This window comes from Streptomyces sp. NPDC058231 (assembly GCF_042882275.1).
GTDB lineage: Bacteria > Actinomycetota > Actinomycetes > Streptomycetales > Streptomycetaceae > Streptomyces.
Map to the genome: position 1 here is coordinate 1 of NZ_JBHVWN010000072.1, position 20647 is coordinate 20647.

Annotated in this window: 17 protein-coding genes; 5 read left to right on the forward strand and 12 right to left on the reverse strand. The window is 72.6% G+C overall.

Annotated features, from left to right (window positions below):
• Nucleotides 1-155: 155 nt before the first annotated feature.
• Both ACFVXE_RS31925 and ACFVXE_RS31930 read right to left on the reverse strand, forming a co-directional pair.
• Nucleotides 156-680: an ATP-binding protein gene (locus ACFVXE_RS31925; RefSeq protein ID WP_389676452.1), complete on the reverse strand. Its 525-nt coding sequence runs from the start codon at nucleotides 678-680 to the stop codon at nucleotides 156-158.
• A gap of 213 nt (nucleotides 681-893) precedes the next feature.
• Nucleotides 894-1211, reverse strand: coding sequence for a hypothetical protein (locus ACFVXE_RS31930; RefSeq protein WP_389676454.1), 318 nt, complete (start codon nucleotides 1209-1211; stop codon nucleotides 894-896).
• Nucleotides 1212-1465: 254 nt separating this feature from the next.
• Between ACFVXE_RS31930 and ACFVXE_RS31935 the strand changes: the two genes are divergently transcribed.
• Complete coding sequence (locus ACFVXE_RS31935) at nucleotides 1466-2599, forward strand: PLP-dependent cysteine synthase family protein (RefSeq protein ID WP_389676456.1); 1134 nt, start codon at nucleotides 1466-1468, stop codon at nucleotides 2597-2599.
• A 117-nt stretch (nucleotides 2600-2716) separates the two neighbouring features.
• On the opposite strand, the gene ACFVXE_RS31940 is transcribed toward ACFVXE_RS31935, so the two are convergent.
• The 4 genes from ACFVXE_RS31940 to ACFVXE_RS31955 all read right to left on the reverse strand — a co-directional run bounded on the left by ACFVXE_RS31940 (nucleotide 2717) and on the right by ACFVXE_RS31955 (nucleotide 7821).
• Nucleotides 2717-4285, reverse strand: coding sequence for an SDR family oxidoreductase (locus tag ACFVXE_RS31940; protein WP_389676458.1), 1569 nt, complete (start codon nucleotides 4283-4285; stop codon nucleotides 2717-2719).
• A 59-nt stretch (nucleotides 4286-4344) separates the two neighbouring features.
• Nucleotides 4345-6351, reverse strand: coding sequence for a hypothetical protein (locus tag ACFVXE_RS31945; protein ID WP_389676460.1), 2007 nt, complete (start codon nucleotides 6349-6351; stop codon nucleotides 4345-4347).
• A 97-nt stretch (nucleotides 6352-6448) separates the two neighbouring features.
• The gene (locus ACFVXE_RS31950) at nucleotides 6449-6901 is read right to left on the reverse strand and encodes an SRPBCC family protein (protein ID WP_389676462.1); all 453 of its coding nucleotides are present in this window, start codon (nucleotides 6899-6901) and stop codon (nucleotides 6449-6451) included.
• Between the two features lie 74 nt (nucleotides 6902-6975).
• Nucleotides 6976-7821: a DeoR/GlpR family DNA-binding transcription regulator gene (locus ACFVXE_RS31955; protein WP_389676463.1), complete on the reverse strand. Its 846-nt coding sequence runs from the start codon at nucleotides 7819-7821 to the stop codon at nucleotides 6976-6978.
• Between the two features lie 211 nt (nucleotides 7822-8032).
• On the opposite strand from ACFVXE_RS31955, the gene ACFVXE_RS31960 reads away from it, so the two are divergent.
• Entirely contained in the window at nucleotides 8033-10459 is a 2427-nt protein-coding gene (locus ACFVXE_RS31960) for a hypothetical protein (RefSeq protein ID WP_389676465.1), read from the forward strand.
• On the opposite strand, the gene ACFVXE_RS31965 is transcribed toward ACFVXE_RS31960, so the two are convergent.
• From ACFVXE_RS31965 to ACFVXE_RS31980, 4 genes are all read right to left on the reverse strand, one after another.
• On the reverse strand, nucleotides 10429-12855 hold the full coding sequence (locus ACFVXE_RS31965; RefSeq protein WP_389676467.1) for a right-handed parallel beta-helix repeat-containing protein: 2427 nt from the start codon (nucleotides 12853-12855) through the stop codon (nucleotides 10429-10431). The genes ACFVXE_RS31960 and ACFVXE_RS31965 overlap by 31 nt on opposite strands.
• 150 nt (nucleotides 12856-13005) lie before the next feature.
• On the reverse strand, nucleotides 13006-13614 hold the full coding sequence (locus ACFVXE_RS31970; protein WP_389676469.1) for a hypothetical protein: 609 nt from the start codon (nucleotides 13612-13614) through the stop codon (nucleotides 13006-13008).
• A 132-nt stretch (nucleotides 13615-13746) separates the two neighbouring features.
• The gene (locus ACFVXE_RS31975) at nucleotides 13747-14571 is read right to left on the reverse strand and encodes an MOSC domain-containing protein (protein WP_389676470.1); all 825 of its coding nucleotides are present in this window, start codon (nucleotides 14569-14571) and stop codon (nucleotides 13747-13749) included.
• A gap of 61 nt (nucleotides 14572-14632) precedes the next feature.
• Entirely contained in the window at nucleotides 14633-15106 is a 474-nt protein-coding gene (locus ACFVXE_RS31980; protein ID WP_389676472.1) for a DUF6643 family protein, read from the reverse strand.
• 258 nt (nucleotides 15107-15364) lie between these two features.
• Here ACFVXE_RS31980 and ACFVXE_RS31985 point away from each other — a divergent pair, with 258 nt between their 5' ends.
• Nucleotides 15365-16705, forward strand: a complete 1341-nt coding sequence (locus ACFVXE_RS31985; RefSeq protein WP_389676473.1) for a TerD family protein — start codon at nucleotides 15365-15367, stop codon at nucleotides 16703-16705.
• A 51-nt stretch (nucleotides 16706-16756) separates the two neighbouring features.
• Here the strand turns inward: ACFVXE_RS31985 and ACFVXE_RS31990 are convergent, their stop codons facing one another.
• Nucleotides 16757-17935 carry a glycosyltransferase gene (locus ACFVXE_RS31990; protein ID WP_389676475.1) on the reverse strand — a complete coding sequence of 393 codons (1179 nt, stop codon included), beginning with the start codon at nucleotides 17933-17935 and terminating at the stop codon, nucleotides 16757-16759.
• A 58-nt stretch (nucleotides 17936-17993) separates the two neighbouring features.
• Between ACFVXE_RS31990 and ACFVXE_RS31995 the strand changes: the two genes are divergently transcribed.
• On the forward strand, nucleotides 17994-18779 hold the full coding sequence (locus ACFVXE_RS31995; protein ID WP_389676476.1) for a glutamate racemase: 786 nt from the start codon (nucleotides 17994-17996) through the stop codon (nucleotides 18777-18779).
• Between the two features lie 57 nt (nucleotides 18780-18836).
• On the forward strand, nucleotides 18837-19400 hold the full coding sequence (locus tag ACFVXE_RS32000; RefSeq protein WP_389676478.1) for a hypothetical protein: 564 nt from the start codon (nucleotides 18837-18839) through the stop codon (nucleotides 19398-19400).
• 21 nt (nucleotides 19401-19421) lie between these two features.
• Here ACFVXE_RS32000 and ACFVXE_RS32005 read toward each other — a convergent pair whose 3' ends face one another.
• Nucleotides 19422-20549: an O-antigen ligase family protein gene (locus tag ACFVXE_RS32005; RefSeq protein WP_389676479.1), complete on the reverse strand. Its 1128-nt coding sequence runs from the start codon at nucleotides 20547-20549 to the stop codon at nucleotides 19422-19424.
• Nucleotides 20550-20647 lie beyond the last annotated feature (98 nt).

Genomic DNA, 20647 nt, shown 5'->3' on the forward strand with positions numbered 1-20647 from the left:
TTTAATCACCCCCGTTCTTGGGTGTCTCGTTTTTTTTTTTTATTCTCCCGTGCACTGGGGGTGTGTGGGGGGGGGGCCCCCCCCCCCGCGGGGGGGGGGGGGGGGGGGGGGACCGCCCCCCCCCCCCACCCCGCCGTGCCCGGCCAGGACAGGGACTAACCCACCGTGGCGGACCGGGCGTCGGAGTGCGCCACCCCTTCCAGGGGTGACGTGGTGGTGACGGAGCCGAACGGGCCGTCGGTCGTCGCCCCGTACACCGAGTGCGGCGGAAGCGCGGCGGTCAGGGAGGGCGCCGTGAGCGTGAACCAGACGACCTTCCCGGACCGGCCCCGGGGCCGGACCCCCCAGCTCTCGCTCACCGCGGCGATCATGGCCAGTCCGCGCCCCGACGTGCTGGAGGCATCGGCCTCGCGCACGGTCGGCATCCGCGGGTCGTGGTCGTGGACGGAGACCGTCAGTCGCTCGAGCAGCAGCTCGATCTCGACGGTGCACGTCTTGTCCGGCTGGGCGTGCCGGTGGACGTTGGTCAGCAGTTCGGTGACGCCCAGTGCTGCCTGGTCGATCAGAGGATCGAGATGCCAGTAGCGCAATTGCGCCGAGACGATTCTGCGGACCTGATTGATCCGCGACGGCAGCGCCTGGAGCTCCACCGTGCAGTGCCTGCTTGGCTCGCTGATCACGGTTGCGACTCCCCGAAATAGGTCCGGAAGAAGACGGCGGAACGGAGCCGGCGGATGATCGGCTGCCGATCCTGGTCCGGCGGGCTGGATCACAGTGTCACCGCCGGTAAACCATGAGTGACGCGGTTCCAATGTCGCTCAGGGGGTACGGCTCCGCAACTCGCGGTGCCCCCTCGGTGTCGCTCCGTGAGACCGTCCGGCCGGCCCGTTCCGTCAGCCCAGACGGGCCCCCGCGCTGCGCAGTGCCTCCAGGAGGAGATGCGACGGGCTCGCCCGGTCGGGCCCGTGATCGTGGCGGCCCATCGTCAGCCGGTACCGCGTCCCGTTGACGCGCGCCACCATCGAGTCCACCCCGGCGAACCACGGCCTGCTCGCGTGCACCGCCCGTGCCGGAGCGCTGTCGATCTCCCGGCCGTAGCTGGTCAGAAGCGCCACCCGGCCGTCCTTGACGATCACCTGCCCCGCCCTGGTGAGCGAGCGGGCCCACCGCTCGATCCGCACCCCCGTCGCCCTGAACTCGATTTCCGGCATGGCTGGTTCGCCCCCTTCGTCACACTTCTGGCGGTCAGTCTGCCCGCAGCCGGGCGGGCGCGCCAGAGTGCGTCGCAGCGGTGCGACGGGAATGCGCCGCACGGCGGGCGGCGGCCGTGCCGCACGGCAGTGCCAAAGGCAGGGCTATGGGCTGTCAAAGTCATCGTTTGTGCAGGTGGGGGGCATATCGTGGGGGTGCGGAGTCCGGGAGCCGGTGCCCGGGGACCCGGTGACAAGGAGCAGGGAGCGTGCCGATGAGCACCAGTGAGCACAGGCCCGAGAGCGGCGTCACGGCGACCGTCGACATCGACCGCACCGATCGGGATTACCGGAGCTGGCTGAAGGAGGCCGTGCGCAAGGTCCAGGCCGACGCCAACCGTTCGGCGGACACGCATCTGCTGCGCTTCCCGCTGCCCGAGCGGTGGGGGATCGACCTGTATCTCAAGGACGAGTCGACCCACCCCACGGGCAGCCTCAAGCACCGGCTGGCCCGTTCGCTCTTCCTCTACGGGCTCTGCAACGGCTGGATCCGGCCGGGCAAGCCGGTGATCGAGGCGTCCAGCGGCTCGACGGCCGTCTCGGAGGCGTACTTCGCGAAGCTGATCGGCGTGCCCTTCATCGCCGTCATGCCGCGCACCACCAGTCCCGAGAAGTGCCGGCTGATCGAATTCCACGGCGGTCAGTGCCACTTCGTCGACGACGCCCGAAGACTGTACGAGGAGTCCGCCACGCTCGCCGCCGACACCGGCGGTCACTACATGGACCAGTTCACCTACGCCGAGCGGGCCACCGACTGGCGCGGCAACAACAACATCGCCGAATCGATCTACCAGCAGCTGCGCCTGGAACGGTTTCCCGAGCCCACCTGGATCGTCGCCACCGCCGGAACGGGCGGCACGTCGGCGACCGTCGCCCGGTACGTGCACTACATGCAGTACGACACCCGGATCTGTGTGCCCGACCCGGAGAACTCCTGTTTCTTCGACGGCTGGACCCACCATGACGCCCGGGCGTTCAGCGACCGCGGCTCGCGCATCGAGGGGATCGGGCGGCCCAGGATGGAACCGAGCTTCGTGCCCGGCGCCATCGACCGGATGATGAAGGTGCCGGACGCGGCCAGTGTGGCCGCCGTACGCGCGCTGGAGACGGCCATCGGCCGCAAGGCGGGCGGCTCCACCGGTACCGGGCTGTGGAGCGCGTTCAAGCTCGTCGCCGAGATGATGGGGGAGGGCAGCACGGGCAGCATCGTCACGCTGCTCTGCGACCCGGGCGACCGGTATCTGGACAAGTACTACTCCGACAGCTGGCTCGCCGCGCAGGGCCTGGACATCACCCCCTACGCCAGGACGATCGAGCGCTTCCTGGCCACCGGCGACTGGCCCTGCTGAGATCCGCACATGTGCGGGGACACGGCCGCGGCGGTCCGTCCGGGCGGCGGCTCCACGCCCGGACCACGGGCACGCGCTCCGGCCGTCACCTCGCCGGAAGGGCACACCTGGACGTTGTCAGGACGGGGCGGTGCGTGACGGGACCACCCGTGCCGCCGCGGTGATGTTACGTGCCATGCCGCCGAAGACCGCCGAGTGGAACGGGCTGATGCTCCACCAGTAGGCGTGGCCGAGCAGACCGCGCGGATGGAACAGGGCCCGCTGCCGGTAGACCGTCCGCCCACAGTCGTCGTGACCGACCGACAGTTCCAGCCAGGCCGGGCCGGGCAGCCGCATCTCCGCACGCAGCCTGAGCAGCCGGCCGGGGATGATCTCCTCCACCCGCCAGAAGTCCAGCGAGTCGCCCACCCGCAGCCGTTGCGCATCCCGCCGCCCGCGCCGCAGCCCCACGCCCCCGACGAACCGGTCGAGCCACCCCCGTACCGCCCAGGCGAGCGGGAACGAGTACCAGCCGTTCTCCCCGCCGATGCCCTCGATCACCCGCCACAGGGCGTCCGGCGGCGCGGGCACGGTCAGCTCGCGTTCGTCCCGGTAGAGGCTGCCGCCGGACCAGTCGGGGTCGGTCGGCAGCGGATCGCTGGGTGCGCCGGGCACCGCTGCGGAGGACCAGCGGGTGTCCACCCGGGCTTCCTGGATCCGCTGCAGCGCCAGCCGCATCGCCTGGTCGAAGGCGATGGGCCCGCCCGGCGGATCGGGCACGTAACGGGTGATGTCCTGCTCGTGGCAGACGACTTCGTGGCGCAGCGACTCCGCAAGCGGACGGGCGATGGACCGGGGCACCGGGGTCACCAGGCCGATCCAGTGGCTGGACAGCCCCGGTGTGAGGACGGGGACGGGCAGGATGACCCGGTGCGGCAGCCCGGCGATGCGCGCGTACCGCTGCATCATGTCGCGGTACGTCATCACGTCCGGGCCGCCGATGTCGAAGGTGCGGTTCACGGACTCCGGCAGCACGGCGCAGCCGACGAGGTACCGCACCACGTCCCGTACCGCCACCGGCTGGATGGAGGTGCGGACCCAGCTCGGGGTGATCATCACCGGGAGCCGCTCGGTGAGGTGGCGCAGGATCTCGAACGACGCCGAGCCGGATCCGATGACGACCGCCGCGCGCAGCACCGCCGTCGGCACCCCGGAGTCCAGCAGGATCCGTCCCACCTCGGCCCGCGAGCGCAGGTGCGGTGACAGCTCACGCTCCGGAACCCCGGCCGGCGTGAGACCGCCCAGATAGACGATCCTACGGAGGCCGGCCGCGCGTGCCTGCTCGCCGAAGATCCGGGCCGCCCTGCGGTCGGTCTCCTCGAACCCGCGCCCGGATCCCAGCGAATGCACCAGGTAGTACGCGACGTCCATACCCTCCATGGCAGCCCGCACCGAAGCCGCGTCGACGACGTCGCCCTGCTCGATCTCGACCCGCTCCGCCCACGGGTAGTCGCGCAGCTTCCGCGGCGTGCGGACCAGGCAGCGCACCTGGTGGCCGGCCTGGAGCAGCGCGGGCACCAGCCTGCCGCCGATGTACCCGGTCGCACCGGTCACCAGGCAGCGCAGCTGCGTACCGTCGGAGGAGGGGACGTCGGTGGAGCCGGAGGAGTCGGTCACCCGGCCGAGTCTTCCACCGTCGTCCGGCATCCACCTGCCGCAGGACTCCGAACGGCCCCTCCCGTCGGCGCTCCACGGGGTACGGTCCGTCAGCGCACCGCCGGCAGCGTCCCGCCCTCACGCAGCCGGGCCGTCAGCCCCACTTCGGCATCCTTCGGCGCCGGTACCGCCAGCGTCGTGCCGTCCGCCGACCCGCGCACCGCGCCCGTGGCCTCGATCCGGCTCACCGCCCGGCTGCCCGCCGCCAGCACGTACCACCGGCCGGACGGTGCCCTCCAGTGCGTGCCGGCCAGGACGTGCTGCCCGAACCGGCTGCACAGCGCCGTGTCGGACCGGTCGGCCACCACGACACCGGGGGCACCGGAGGACCGGGCGGGCTCCAGGAACTGCACCAGAACCCGGCCGGGCCCCTGCCAGGTGTCCGCCCGCGTGCAGACCCAGCCCGCGTTCGCGCCGCCCTCCGGGAGGCGCTGTCCGGCGAACTGCCAGTTGTTGACAGCCCGGACGCCGCTGCCCCGCAGCGCCCGCAGCGAGCATGCCGTCCGTGCCCAGCTCAGCAGTGCAGGACCACCGGTCGCCTCGCGGGGCTGACGCGGCGGTGCGCCCTCGCCGGGCGGCGGCGTGTAAGTGAGATGGACCGGCGCGAGATCGCCCAGATCGGTGACGAGGAACGCGTGCTTCTCCGCGATGCGTTCCGAGGAGCGCAACTGCAGCACCGGCCAGGATCCGCAACTCCCGTCCGGCGAAGGGCGCGGCACCGGAGCGGTGACTCCGTCCCGGCCCACCCGCAGCGACCGGGCCGGAGTGTCGGGCGCCAGCAGATCGCGGGTGGTGGTCCACGAGATCCACGGAGCCAGCAGGAACCGGGCCAGGTCCCCTCTTCGGCTGACGACGAGGGCCGCCGCCGCCGTCACATCCGCGTCATCGGTCCGGGCGAAGTCCAGCGCGGCCGTCCCGGAGCCCGACAGCGATTCCGCGTAACGGACCACGCGCACGCCGCCGTCGTGGAACACCACCACGGCGGCGCCGTCCACCTCACCCGCGAACAGCAGTCGCGGCGGCTGGACCGGCGGCACGGAGAGCGTCCCCGGCGAGGCCGAGACATGGACGGAGCGCGGAGGGCGAGCCCATGCGCGCAGCGCCCGGCCCAGCAGTCGCCGGTCCGCGGTACGGTCGCCGCGGGCCGGCCACGCGGTGAAGTCGACCCGCGAGGTGTCCGCCCACTCCTCGGCAGCCGTACGCAACAGCGCGGCCGGATCCGTCGCCGGAGCGGACACGGCCCGGGCCGAACCGTCCTGCGGGCCACCGGGGCCGTCCTCCGCCGACAGGGCGAGCAGCCCGCCCGCCACCACGCACAGCGCGGCGGCCGCGGCCACCGCGCGCACCCGGTGTCTGCGCCGCAGCAGATCGCTGGGGCGGGTCTGGAGCGTGCACGGGTCGAACTCGGCGGAGCGCAGCAGCGAAGCGGCCCCGGCCGGGTCGGCCGACGCCAGCCGCCCGGCCGCGCGAACCGAGCCCGGCGCGTCGTCCGCCGCCGCCAGCGTGAGCAGCTCACTCGCGGCGGGGTCGCTGAGCCCTTCCAGCAGCCGCAGCGCGAACGCCGCCCGCGCCGCGCCGGTGAGCGTGGACAGCGCCTGGTCCAGGGCGAGTTCCTCCGTGCCACCGGCGCGCGGGAAGAGCCGCAGCCCCCAGACGGCCGGGAGCGAGGGGCGCAGCGCGGCCGGCGCCGGGAACCGGGCGGGCCACCAGCGCGGACGCCGTTCGTAGGCCAGCGCGGTGCGCAGCACCCGCAGCCGCATCCAGGCGTAGGCCGGTGCGGGGAACTTCGCCGACGGGACGCCACGCGTCTGTGCGGGGACCCGGCCGTCCGGCGGAACAGGCGAGTCCGCGCCGTCGCTGCGCGGACCGGGCAGAGCCCGCTGCACCACCGCGTGGGCGGCGAGGACCCGCCGGTGCCGGCCGAGCGACGGCGGCAGCACGAGGTAGGCGAGCCGGACGAGTCGTGGGTAATGCTCTACGAGCGCGGCCTCGGCCTGCTGGACGCCGGGGCGTTCGCCGCTGGCGGCTGACCGCTGCTCGGATTGGTGGATCGGCATGGATGGGTGCCTTCTGGACCGTGGGACGAAACCGTCGTACCGCCCAACGAGTCGATCGTGTGACGGTCACATCGGCCGCAGGACAGCCCCCGCGCCCCTACCGGTGCGGCAGCACCGGCCCGTCGAGCAGGCCGACCAGCACCCGGCCGAACAGCCGGCGTCCCGAGCCCGCGATCAGCGGGTCGCCCCACTGCGGCAGGAGCCGGACCCGGAGCTCCTCGACCCACACGACATGGGACCCGCACTCCGTCGGGTACACATCGATCGACGCCCGCCCGAGAACCACCGAACCGCGCTTCTCCAGCCGGCACAGCCCGGCCCGGCCGGCCTCGGGCGGCGTCCAGCGCACCACTTCCATCGGATCGTCGAAACCCAGCGGGCCCACCCCGGTCCGGGCCACGAAGACGGTGCCTGTCCCGGTGGGCTGCCCGGCCGGGACGGAGATCCGGGTGAGCGGGACGTGCGCGGCGTGCCGTTCCCAGTCGGTCACGCGACGCCAGGCCTCGGCGGCGGGAAGGGAGGTGAATCGCTCGATCCGGAATACGGCCACGACACGATCCTAGGACGTACGGGCCCCGCTGCGAGCTGAGCGGAACCTGTCGCCCTCCTCGGGGCCCGGGAGGCTCAGCTTTCGGGGTGCCCGTCGTCCGCGGTCCCGCCCGCCACCACCAGACCCGGCAGATGCTCCTCGATCTCCTCACGGATGCCGGGCGACAGCCCCGAGTCCGTGACGAAGGTGTTCACCTGTTGCAGCGTCGCGAACGAACTCAGACCCACGGTGCCCCACTTGGTGTGGTCGGCGACGACCACCACCCGCCGCGCCGCCTGCACGAAGCGCCGGTTGGTCTCGGCCTCCGCCAGATTGGGCGTCGACAGCCCGGCCTCGACCGAGATCCCGTGCACACCGAGGAACAGCACGTCGAAGTGGAGCGAGCTGATCGCCTGATCGGCGACCGGGCCGACCAGCGAGTCCGACGGAGTCCGTACCCCGCCGGTGAGCACCACCGTGGCGGCCCCCGGCCGCGGTCCGCCCGGCCCCGACGACCGCTGCGCGGAGTGGAACACATCGGCGACCCGCACCGAGTTGGTCACCACCGTCAACTCCGGTACGTCCAGCAGATGCTGGGCCAGCGCATAGGTCGTCGTGCCACCGGAGAGCGCGATCGCGCTGCCGGGCACGGCCATCGCCGCGGCGGCCCGCGCGATGTCCTCCTTCGCGGTCAGCTCCAGCGCCGACTTGGCCTCGAAACCGGGCTCGTGCGTACTCGCCTCGACGACCGGCACCGCACCGCCGTGCACCTTCTCGATGACACCCTGCCGGGCCAGCGCGTCCAGATCCCGGCGCACGGTCATGTCGGACACGCTCAGTTTGCGGGTCAGCTCATTGACCCTGACCCCGCCACGCCTGCGCACCTCGTCGAGGATCAGTGCACGCCGCTGCTCCGCGAGGAGATTCTGATTCTCGCCCAACGCCGGGTCCGGTCCTTCCCTCTGGTCCGTACAGCAGTCTGCCGGTGCGACAGTCTGTCGGACGGCTCATCCTGCCACGCAGCCCCGCCCGGCGCCGCACCGGGGAGATTCGGTGATCAGGGTTCCGGCACCGCTCCGGTTCCGGGATTCTGGTGACTGCGCATCAGCACGCAGGCCGGAGCGCTGCGAGAGCGAGAGAGCGAGTCACCCCGTGCCCCCTGTCACCGAGGCCCCGCAGAATACCGGGGCAGCGCTGGAACTGCTCGTCCACGGAGTCGGGGGAGCCACCCCGCAGGAGATGCTCCGGGATCCGCGCATCGCCCGGGTGACCGGAGACGCCACGGCCGCCATATTCCGGCGCACCGGGGACATCGACGCCGAGCAGCACCCGGAGCGGTACCGGGACCGGCCCATCGAGGAGGCCTACTGCTGGTCCAACCTCACCTCCGGCAACGGCTCACGCGCGCTGTGGCTGCTGCTCCTCCCGTTCATGGTGGTGAACCTGGCCCACTGGATGCGGCCCACGGCGAGCGGCCGCACGCGCGCGGTCCGGCTGTACGGCGTACTCGTCCGGCTCGTCGCCCTCAGCCTCACCGTGCTGCTGACCGCGGCGGCCTGCGAAGTCGCACTGGACCTGACGGCCTGGCAGTGCGCGGGCGTACCGGACTGCTCGAACCAGCGATCCTGGCTCGGCTTCCTGTCGAGCGCGCAGGGCGGCTGGTGGTCGCAGCCGGGGCGCCGGCTCGCGCTCGCCGCCGTGGTGCCCACCGTGCTGGTGGGGCTGCTCTGGTATCTGTCCAACCGGACCTGGTCCGCCTACGAGTCGCAGCGCCCGCTCACCGGTGCGGAACCGGACGACGACACCGGTGCGGAACCGGACGACGACACCTGCGAGGACGGCGCGGATCCCACCACCGGACCGGGCGGGCGGCCCGCCCTCGGCCGCCCCGGCTTCTGGTACGGCCGACGGCTCGTCGCCCGGCTTCGGGCCGCGCACACCGCCGCCGGCTTCCTCACCGTGGCGGCCTCCGTCGCGGGCGCCGTGGCCCGCCACGATCGCGCCGCGGGCAGCCCCGCACCCGCGTCGCTGGGCAGGCTGACAGAGGCAATGCTCGTGCTGGGAGCGGCCGTTGTGCTCTGGGTGGTATGCCGCCGGGGCCGCAGCGAGCGACGGCTCGACAACCGGATCGACCGCGCGCTCATCACCTGGCTGCCCGGCTCCTCCCTCGCCCTGCTCGTCCTCACCGCGGTGTACGCGGCCTGGTCCCGACCCGGCTGGGTCTCCGCGGGCACACTCCCCGGAGACGTCACCTTCCGCGTCCTCACCGTCGGCCAGGGCGTGCTCGTGGTCGCTCTGGCCGTGGTCGCGCTGGTCCTGTACCGCCGTACCCCTGAACCCCGTACGGTCATGTACGGGCTCGGCGGCCCGGCGGTCGCGATGCTCGCCTGCGCCCTCGGTGGAGTCATGACCGGCGGGGTCGCCCAGCGCGTCGCCGACTGGCTGGACGGTCCCGGTACCCCCGGCATGGGGCGTACCTCCCTCATCGACGGCCCGCCGGTGCTGCTCAGCTGGCAGGCCTCGGTCATCCCGGTACTCCTGGTCATCCTGCTGATTCCCGCCGTCGTGCTCGGCGTCCGCACCTGGCTCGCCGTCCGTGCCATGGAACCCGAGGTGAACAGGGAGTACGGGGAGGAGTGGCCGGACGCCGCCCGGACCCGGCAGATCGCCAGGACCCGGGCCACGGCCGCACTCACCGACTCCGCGCCCTGGCTCCTCGGTCTGGTCTCCGGTGCCACCCTGCTGCTCGGCGCGGGCGCGGTCGCCGGGGCGTGGGCGAGCGGGCAGGTGCCCGGGCTGGCGATGGACGGTGCCGGCCCGTTCATCGAGTCGGTCGCGGAGGCCGCCCAGTCGACCGGCTCCTGGATGATCGGCTTCGGCTTCCTCGTCTTCGTGGCCTGCGGGCGGCGCGCCTACCGCGACGCCGCCACCCGGCGCACCATCGGCATCCTCTGGGACGTCGGTACGTTCTGGCCGCGTGCCGCGCACCCGTTCGCGCCGCCCTGCTACGCCGAGCGTGCCGTCCCCGACCTCGCGTCCAGGATGTCCGGCTGGACCGGCCGCACCCACGGCAGGCTGGTCATCTCCGGCCACTCGCAGGGCAGTGTCCTCGCGGCGTCCGCGGTCTGGCAGCTGCCCGCCAGGACCCGGAGGCGGGTCGCGCTGCTCACCTACGGTTCACCGATCGAGCGGCTGTACGGGCGTTGGTTCCCGGCCTACTTCGGTCCTGGACCCCTGCACGGACTGCACCGGTCCGTGCACTGCTGGCGGAACCTGTGGCGGGCCACCGACCCGATCGGCGGCCGGGTCCGGCTGGACCGGGGGTCCGGGCCCGAGGTGGACCGGGGGCCCCTGAGGGATCCGCTGGTCTACGGGCGTACGCCGGAACATCCGCTGCCCGAACCGGTGCTCGGTCATTCGGACTACCAGGCGGACCCGGTCTTCGCCGAGGAGCGGGCGGCGCTGCTGATCCGGCTCGGACCGATGCTGCCGCGACAGCCGGACGGGGACGCCCCGGCACCCCCCGGTACCCCGGGGGCCGAGGAGTCTCAGGGGAGTTCGGGCAGGTCCTCCGGGTAGAGCAGGGTCAGGTCGTCCGTGCTCGGCTCGGAGAGCTGGGCGACCCGGCCCGCATGCCGTTCCACCATCGACTCGAAGGTCTGACGGGCGGTGCGGCCGTTACCGAACGCGGGCCCCTTGGGCAGTTCGGTGAAGTACTTGAGCAGCGCGTCCCCGGTTCCCTCGGCGAGGCTGTACTCGTGCTCGTCGGACTGCTGTCCGACGATCCGCAGCAGTTCGGCGGGCTCGTAGTCACTGAAGGTGATGGTCCGTGAGAAACGGGACGCCACGCCGGGGTTGACGGTGAGGAACCGCTCCATCTCGTGGGTGTAGCCGGCCACGATGACGACCACCGCGTCCCGGTGGTCCTCCATCAGCTTCACCAGTGTGTCGATCGCCTCCCGGCCGAAGTCGCGGCCGGAGTCCTCGGGCGACAGCGCGTACGCCTCGTCGACGAACAGCACCCCGCCGCGCGCCCGGTCGAACGCCTCCTGGGTACGGATGGCCGTCGAACCGATGTGCTCGCCGACCAGGTCGACCCGGGACACCTCGACGAGGTGACCGCGTTCCAGCACCCCGAGCGACGCCAGGATCTCGCCGTAGAGCCGGGCCACGGTCGTCTTGCCGGTGCCGGGGGAGCCGGTGAAGACGAGATGGCGCCGGACCGAGGCGGCCTTCAGCCCCGCCTCAAGCCGGCGGCGGCCCACCTCGATCATGTCGGTGAGCGCCCGCACCTCGCGCTTGACGCTGTCCAGACCCACCAGCGCGTCCAGTTCGCCGAGGACGGCGTCCGACGTACGCACCGGTTCGGCGGGCGCGTCGACGGGGGCGGGTTCGACCGGGCGCTGGGCAGGGACCGCACCGAGCAGTCCCGGGTCCGACTGGGTCGCCGTCAGTACCGCGGGCGGCGGGGGAGTCGGGGTGCGCAGTCCGCTCTCGTCGCTGGTGCAGTCCTCCACCACCGGCGCCGTCCCGTCGTTCGAGCCACTGCCGTCGGGGATCTCGTAGCCGCCGCGGGCGCACCGCTCGGTGCGGCACCGGGTCAGCGTCGTGCGACAGCCGTCCATCACATGGAAGCCGTAGCCGTCGCTGCCGGTCACCCGGCAGCTGTGGAAGGTGCCGCGGCCCTCGGCGGAGACATAGAAACCGGCCTCGGCGGGCGAGGTGACGGTGCACCGCTCGATGGTCGGGTCGGCACCCTTGGTGACGATGACTCCGGTCTGCGCCGCGTCGATGGTGCAGTTGTTCAGTGTGCCGCCGCTGCCGTGGTCGCGGAACCACGCGCCGGTGGACGCCTCCCGGATCCGGCAGTCGTCGAGCTGCGCCGTCGCCCCGTCGCTCACCGACACCGCCGTGTTGCGGATCTGGGTGAGGTCGCTGTCGACGACGTCGGCGCGCGAACCCCGGTCGAGGACGAAGATCGCGTCCGGTACGTCGTGGACCCGGCAGGAGTCCAGTATCACGGTCGCCCCGTCGCTCACCCAGACCGCCGGGTAGTCGCCCGTACTGTCGTGGATCTCGCACTGGTTGGCGTCGACGCGAGTGCCCGGGTCCCACACCGACAGCCCGTTGCGGCCGAAGCGGCGCACCGTGGACCGGGTCAGCGTGAGGACCGAGCGGGAACGCAGATCCACCGCGTTCTCCGGGATGTCATGGATGTCGCAGTCGGCCAGCGTCAGCACCGCGTCCGTGTCGAGCGTGACCCCGTCGGCCGAAGTCCGGTGCACCGTGCAGTCGGTGAGGTGTGCGGCACCACGGGCGGTGACCTGTATGCCGCTGCCCTTGATCTCGTACACCTCGCAGCCGACGGCCTCCAGCCCGCTGCCCTCACCGGTGACGCTCAGCCCCGCACCGGAGGAATGGTGGATGCGGCAGCGCTCCAGCCGCGGATGGGCACCATCACGCACCGAGACCCCGGACTGTCCGGCCGAGACGATCTCGCACTCCTCGAACACCCCGCCCGCACCGTCGAGCACGGCGATGCCGACCCCGGCCGGGTTGTCGACCGTGCAGCGCCGCACGCTGGGCCGGGCCGCGCCGCGGACCTCGATCCCGGCTGCCGATCGGGTGACGATGCGCAGATCCGCCAGCTCCGGGGCGCCCTCCTCGATGAGCAGCGCGGGGGCCGCCGAGTCCTGACCCTCCACGTGCAGGTCCTGCACCACGGCGGAGGCGCGGACCGTCAGGGGTACGCCGTCGACCGGCGCGATCCGCACGGATCCGACGGATCCCTCGGGGCCGCGCAGCGTCACCGCGCGGTGCAGGACGAGATTCTCCCGGTAGGTGCCCGGCGCGACGGTGAGGACGTCACCGTCCGCCGCGGCCTCCAGGGCTGCGGTGAGGGAGGCGTATTCGCCGGTGCGGCGCCGCCATCGCGATGTGCCGGTGTGCGTCACCTGGACCGTGCCCTGTGCCATGGCGCTGTTGTGCCCCCACCTCGTGTGTGTGTGAAGCCCGGGCGACCGGCGTTGCGGCAGGGGTCGTTCCGGGTCTGTCCGCCGAAGAGGTGCGCGGACCGGTCCACCGTAGCGCGCGCGGAGGGCGGGAGTTGACAGGATCCCAGCTCATCAGCTGCCGGTGCCGGTCCTGCCCCAGTCCGGACCGGCTTCGGCCCACGCCCGGTCGAGGCGTTCGTACCGCCGGTGCACCATGCGCCATACGATCAGACGGCGCCCGCCCTCGACCAGCGCGGCGCCCAGCAGGGCCACCCCGACGCCCGCCAGTACCGCGTGGGTGCGGGCCGTCGGCGCGTCCATGGGGCGCAGCGCCGGGCGGCCCTGCCGATCGGTCCAGATCCGTACCCGGGAGCCGGGATCGACGATGCGGGACGGGGTCGACACCCTGCCGCTGCGGGGTGTGCCGTCCGGGGCCTTCCAGCGGGCCACCACCGATGTCTGCGGCGTGCGCTCCGATGACACCTCGGGATCGCCGACCAGGCGCGCCGCACCCGCGGACCGGCGCACCACGACCGCCGTCGTGGCACGGCGCTGCTCCTGCTGGCTGCGCACCGACTCCTGCAGGACGCCATCGGTGAGCGAGCCGCACAGCCATCCGAGTGCCGGCGCCGCAAGCACCATCAACAGCAACGCGACCAGGGTCACCCACGCCTCGCGCCGGTCCGTGGCGCGGCGCAGGGGATTGTGCCGCCACCGCCAGACTCCCGATACCGCTCGCACAGTCCTGCACTCCCTTCCGCATCCGTCATAACCTGATACGGCACGGCACGCGCGCCGAGGAGGCGAAGAGAGAGCTACCTCACCCTCTCCAACGCGTGCGCCGCCCCGGTGAGTTCCCGGCGGACCCGGCAGTCAGGCGAGGACCCGCACCGGGTCCCCGATCCGGACGACACCGGTCGCGTCCGGGATCAGATACTGGCCGAAGAGCAGGTCCGAGCCCACGCGGCGATGACGGGCGAGGGTCCGCAGCGGCTCCTTGCCGCGCTCCGCGGTCCCCTGGTCGGTGGTGGTGATGACACACCGGTCGCAGGGTTTGACCACGCGGAACGGGACATCTCCGATGGTGATCCGGTCCCAGGTGTCCTCCGCCCACGGCGTCAGGTGGTCGACGACGACATTCGGCCGGAAGCGGTTCATCGGCAGCGGGCCCTCGTCGGGGTGGTCACCCTCCGCGATCAGCGAGTTCAGTGCGTCCAGTGAGGCGCTGGACGTCAGGAGCAGCGGGTAGCCGTCGGCGAAGCCGACGGTCTCGCCGGGCCGCGCGTACACGGGATTGATGAGCCGGCGGGTCTGCGGCGCGTCGAGATGGACGAGCCGGACCTCCATGCCGAGCCGGTCGCTGAACCAGGCGTGGGCGGCCGGCGCCGCCTCCACCACCTCGATCGTGGAGCGGTGCAGTGTGACGGCGACCGTGCGGCCGGGGCCGGGCACGTCGACGGTCAGCGGTGCGCTTCCCGGAGCAGACAGGCCGATCCCACCGCCGGGCAGCGGCATGGCGGAGACCAGCGCCATGCGCGGCTGCTGACGTTGTGTGACAGCCCTGCCCGTGTCGTCCACCAGCATCCAGCGGCGGTCGCCGTCGAGTCCCCATGGCTCGACCACGGCTTCGTCCGGATCACAGGCGGCCAGTGACTTGACCGGATGGATGTGCACAGCACGCAGTACGGGAGAACACATGCGTCCATCCTGCCAGCAGACCCGGGCAGGCCCGCCGTGGTGCGGCGCCGGTCGCGGCGGCTCAGTACCCCCGGCCCTGGTACGGGCGGTTGTACGGATCCTCGTACCCGGACGGCGCGGGGGCGGGCCGCGGCGATGCCGGCCGCATCGACTCGTACCCGGTGCCCGGAGCGGGGCGCTGCTGCTGGGGCTGTGGCGACTGGTAGCCGCCCCGCATCCCGGTGGGCTGCTGCGGGATGTACGGCGCGGGGGCGTGCTGCAGATGCGCCGGCTGCGCGTAACCCTGCTGCTGCGCGGCCATCGGCTGCGGGTAGCCGTACGACGGGTTGGGCTGGGAAGGCGCCGCGGGCAGCGCCGGCAGCGACGACGGCAGCGCCGGCAGGTAACTGCTGCCGGTGTCGTAGGCGGCGGGAACCCGGATCGGGGCGATCTGAGGTGTGCCCCGCTCCGCGACCAGGGAGTCGTAGATCGGAGTGTCGGGGAACGACGGTGCGGCGTAGTAGCCGCCGCCGTAGGTGGAGCGGGGGGAGGTCATGACACCTAAGTTAAGCCCACGATGTGCTGGTTGGGGAGTCCGATAAGAGGGTTGGTTTACGGGATGTGAGTGATCCGTGTTCCTCAATGCGAGCGAACTTGGGAAAAAAGGGCGCCTCAGCGCGTTGGAATCGTGTAAAGGGCGAGTTCACGGGGGGTTACCGGCGGGTCGGCGGACGGGGTGCGTCGCGGGTGTGGGCCCCGTGGCGGAGTGCGGATTAGGTTGGCACGGAAAGGCCTTCGGGCAGCCGGACGCGTGATGGGGGAGAGCATGACCATGCTGAAAGGAACCAATGTTCCCGTGGCGGCGTCGGCCGTGCGGGTCGAATTGGGGTGGCGTACCGCTCCGGGTGCACCGGACGTCGACGCGTCCGCGCTCCTTCTCGTGTCGGGAAAGGTGCGCAGCGACGCGGACTTCGTCTTTTACAACCAGCCGGTGCACGGCTCCGGCGCGGTGCGCCATGAGGGCAAGCGGACCGTCGCCGACGGTGTCGTCGATGCTCTCACGGTCGATCTGGCGCGCGTGGAGCCGGGCATCGAGCGCATCGTCCTGGCGGCCTCCGCGGACGGAGGCAGCTTCGGGCAGGTGACCGGCCTGTATGTGCGGATCATGGACCTGTCGAATGGTGCGGAGGTGGCGCGCTTCGACAGCGCCGACGCGACGGTGGAGACCGCGTTCATTCTCGGAGAGCTGTACCGGCGGCAGGCCGCCTGGAAATTCCGCGCCGTGGGGCAGGGATACGGTTCCGGACTGGAAGGCCTCGCCACGGACTTCGGTATTTCCGTCGACAGGCCCCAGCGGCCCCAGCAGCCGACCCGGGTCGATCTTCCGCCCCCGCCCCCACCCCCGCCCGCGGCACCCGCCTGGCAGCCTCCGCGCCCCCCGGCCGCCGCCCTGCCGCAACCCCCGGTCCCGCCGGTGCCCCCGGCCGCGCCGCCCGTACCGCCGTCCCCGCAGCCGGTCAGGCTCTCCAAGGTGACACTCACCAAGGACGCTCCGTCCGTCTCCCTCGCCAAACAGGGCGGCACTTCGGGAGCCATGCGCGTCAATCTCAACTGGGAGGTGCGTAAACAGTTCACCGGCTGGACCGGCAAACTCGGCAGAGCCGTCGCCAACCACGCGGATCTCGACCTTGATCTCTGCGCACTCTACGAACTGACCGACGGCAGGAAGGGCGTTGTGCAGGCCCTGGGAAACGCCTTCGGCGCACTGGCGCAGCCCCCGTATATCCATCTCGACGGCGACGACCGCACCGGCGCCGTCGCCACCGGCGAGAACCTGACCGTCAACCTCGATCACAAGGACAAGTTCCACCGGGTACTGATCTTCGTCACCATCTATGAAGGCGCCCGGAGTTTCGCCGATCTGCACGCGACCGTCACGCTGCAGCCGCAGCACGGCGCACCGATCGACTTCTCGCTGGACGAATGCACCGTCCCCTCCACCGTCTGTGCGCTCGCCCTCATCACCAACGAGGGAGGAGAGCTCACCGTGCGGCGCGAAGCCCGCTATCTCGTCCCCGAGCGCGGGGTGAGTCCGCAGCGCACCGTCGACTACGCATACGGGTGGGGGATGAACTGGACACCAGGCCGGAAATGACCCCCGCTCCGTCGGGCCCCGATGCCGGCAGGGAAGGGATCCCTGCTGCGCTCATCGGTCCGGTGCGGCCTCGGGACGGGCGTAGGTACGCCCCTTCCAGGCCGCGCCCCGGCCGCGCAGGTGCTGCACCGCCGAATCGACCGTCATCAGCAGGTACAGCACCGCGGTGAACGGCAGAAGCGGCGCGAGCCACAGCGACTGCCGGTAGTAGCCCAGCATCGGCATGTACGTCCCGGCCATCACCGCCCACGCCGCACCACCCGTCCACGCCGCTACCGGGTCACCGCCCAGCAGCCCCGCCACGAGCGCGACCGGTGGCGCGAGATAGACGAGTGCGAGGCCCAGCACCGTACCGGCGAGCAGGACCGCACTGTGCCGCAACTGCGCGTACGCGCTCCGCGAGACCATCCGCCACAGATCCGCCAGCCGGGGGTACGGCCGCACACTGTCCACCCGCTCCGCGAGCCCCAGCCAGATCCGCCCGCCGCTGCGCTGGACGGCACGGGCCAGCGACACGTCGTCGATCACCGCCTGCCGGATCGACTCCGGGACCCGCGCCCGCTCCGCGGCCCGGGTCCGCAGCAGCACGCAGCCGCCCGCCGCCGCGGCCGTCCGCGCCTTCGCCCGGTTCACCCACCGGAACGGATAGAGCTGCGCGAAGAAGTACACGAACGCCGGCACGACCAGGCGCTCCCAGACGCTCGCGACCCGCAGCCGGGCCATCTGCGAGACCAGATCGAATCCGCCGGAGCAGGCGGCGGCGACCAGTTCCCGCAGGCTGTCCGGCTCATGGGCGATGTCCGCGTCCGTCAGCAGCAGGAATTCCGGCGCCGGTTCCCGGGCCCGCGCCAGAGCCATGCCGTGCCGTACGGCCCAGAGCTTGCCCGTCCAGCCGGGCTCCGGTTCCCCGGGCGACACCACCGTGACCGGCAGCCCTCCGTACCGCACGGACAGTTCCCGGGCGAGGTCCCCGGTGCCGTCCTTGCTGCAGTCGTCGACCAGGAAGATCTCCGCGGCTCCCGGATAGTCCTGTGCCAGCAGGGAAGGCAGACTGACCGGCAGCATGTCCGCCTCGTCACGTGCGGGCACGACGATCGCCACCGACGGCCAGTGGTCCGGGGCTGTACGCCGCGGCAGCCGCTGGCCGGTACGCCAGAAGAAGCCCTGTCCCAGCAGCAGCCACACCCATGCGGCCAGCGAACCCACGGCGATCCACGCAACGGCGCTCATCCGCCGCAGTCTGCCCCACTCCGACGGGAGCGCAAGAGCGGTCGACTATGGTGACCGGGTGAAGATCGCGCTCATGGACTCCGGAATCGGCCTGCTCGCGGCGGCCACCGCGGTACGCCGGCTGAGGCCCGACGCCGACCTGGTGCTCTCGTCCGACCCCGCCACCATGCCGTGGGGGCCGCGCACGCCGCAGGACGTCACCACCCTCGCCCTCGCCGTCGCCCGTGCGGCCGCCGCCCATCGGCCCGACGCACTGATCGTCGCCTGCAACACCGCCTCCGTGCACGCCCTGCCGGCGCTCCGCGCCGAGCTGGAGCCCGCACTGCCGGTCATCGGCACGGTCCCCGCGATCAAGCCGGCCGCGGCCGGTGGCGGACCCGTCGCCATCTGGGCCACGCCCGCCACGACGGGCAGCCCGTACCAGCGCGGACTCATCGGTGAATTCGCCCGCTCCGTCGAGGTCACCGAGGTCCCCTGTCCCGGCCTCGCCGACGCGGTGCAGAACGCCGACGAAGCCGGCATCGACCGAGCGGTCGCCGCGGCCGCCGCGCTCACTCCACCGGACGTACGGGCCGTCGTCCTCGGCTGCACCCACTACGAGATCGTCGCCGAGCGGATCCGTACCGCCGTGCAGCGGCCCGGTCTGCCGCCTGTCGTGCTGCACGGCTCCGCGGGCGCCGTGGCCGCCCAGGCGCTTCGCCGGATCGGGGCGGAACCCGCCCCGTCGGCCGAATCCGAAGCTTCGCTCACCGTGCTGCTCAGCGGCAGCGCCGGCGAGCTCCCCGAAGCCGCTCTGGCCTATGCCGAGGGGCGGCTGCTGGCGGCCGTCAGCCCCGCCCGCTGAGCCGACGGGGGCGGTCGGACCCGTCGCGGCCGTACGGATTCTGAGTACGCTGCTGGCATGAGGGACCACCCCCGGAAACAGAGCCACCCCGGAGTCGACCCGCATCCCACCGAGTGGGTCGGCCGGGCCACCAACAGGGTCCAGTGGCTGCTCGCCGCCGCCGGTGCGGCCTGTCTGGCACTCGGCATCGAGCTTGCCGTCAGCTCCGACTGGACCTCCGGCATCATCCCGCTGCTCATGGCGGTGATCGGCTGTGTGGCGGGCGGGCTGCTCATGCTGTTCGGCACCCTCGCCTTCGTGAACGTGGCCGTACGGGTCGACGGGGACGCCCTCGAAGTGCGCTGCGGCCACATGGGCCTGCCGCGCCGCCGGATCCTGCTGACCCATGTGGTCGGCGCGGACTTCGTCCCCCAGGTCACCCCGCGCCAGTGGGGCGGCTGGGGCTACCGCTGGCGTCCGGAGCAGGGCACCGCAGTGGTGGTCCGCCGGGGGGAGGGGCTGGTGCTCAGGCTCGGCGACGGCAGGACGTTCACGGTGACGGTGGACGACGCGGAGGCGGGCGTACGGTTCATCCGCGACCGGCTCCACCTGTCGGCGGCCGGCGCTCCCGCCGGGGCCTGAGCGGCAGCGGTTCCGGACACTTCAGCGTGAGGTGCGATCCCGCGGATCCCGGCCGGTGGTCCCGTCCGGCTCGTACGCGTCGCGATCCGCCCGATCGCCGCTCCCCGGGTAGGACATGGCCGGCGTACCGTCCCCGATGGGGCGCCGGGCCGATGCCAGCCCCGCGAGCAGGCCCGCCCCCACCGTCACCGGCGTGAAACTGAGCGCGTTCCCTACGCTCGCCAGCGCTGCCAGCGCGGTGAGCGAGGCGCCTGCCGTCAGGACCACCGCCGTGGAGCGGGGCGAGCGCCCCAGTACGTACAGCAGCCAGCCGAATGCCGCCCCCAGCAGCACGACCCCCACCACGCCCTGCTCGGCGGCCTGCTGCAGCGGCGCCGAATGCGGCTTCCCGTCCGACTGCAGGCTCTGCTGGGCGGTGGGGCTCAGCTCGGCGAACCGGTCGGGGCCGGTGCCCAGCAGCGGGTGCTCCTCGGCGAGATCCACCGCGTCGTGCCACAGCAGCACGCGGTTCCGGGTGAGCTGCCCCTGCACCGAGGTCATCAGACCGTCGGGCAACACATCCTCGGCCACGGCCCACGATGCGCCTGCGAGGAGCACGGCGGTCAGGGCCAGTGCGGTGAGACCGAGCAGTCTGCGGTGCGTCCTGGCCGCGGCCAGCGAACACAGCAGCACCCCGAGCGCGGCGACGAGCCCGACCGCGGAGCGCAGTGGCACCGCGGCGCAGGCGATGCCGAGCGCGAGCAGTCGCAACGCCGTGCGCAGGGCCGTCCGCCGCGCCGCCGCGGCCGCGCAGCAGGCGGCGCCGACGGCCAGTACCAGCAGCGCGGCCGCCGCCCCGGTGTGTCCGGGCGCGACATCGGCCGTGACGGTGGCGCCCGGCAAGCCGTGGTGGGCCAGGAGCGCCATGGTCAGCGCCGCCACGGCGGCGACCGCCGCCGCGGCCACCGGCAGCAGCGTGCCGCAGATCCGGCCGCAGACGAACCCGGCGGCGACGGCCAGCAGCGCCAGCAGCACACCCTCCGGCCGGGTCTCCCGTCCGGCCGCGCTGATCAAGGACCAGACCGCGCAGGCGGCGAGGATCAGGGCTCCGGCGGCGTCGGACCCGCTCCCGCGTTCCCGCGCCCCGTGCCGGTCTCTACGTGCCGTCATCCGTCCGACCCCCGAACCGTGACCGTCCCGTCACGACGGCCGGATCCGGCCGGTCGGCAGGGCACTGGCGGACACGCTAACGGCAGTGGCGCACGTTT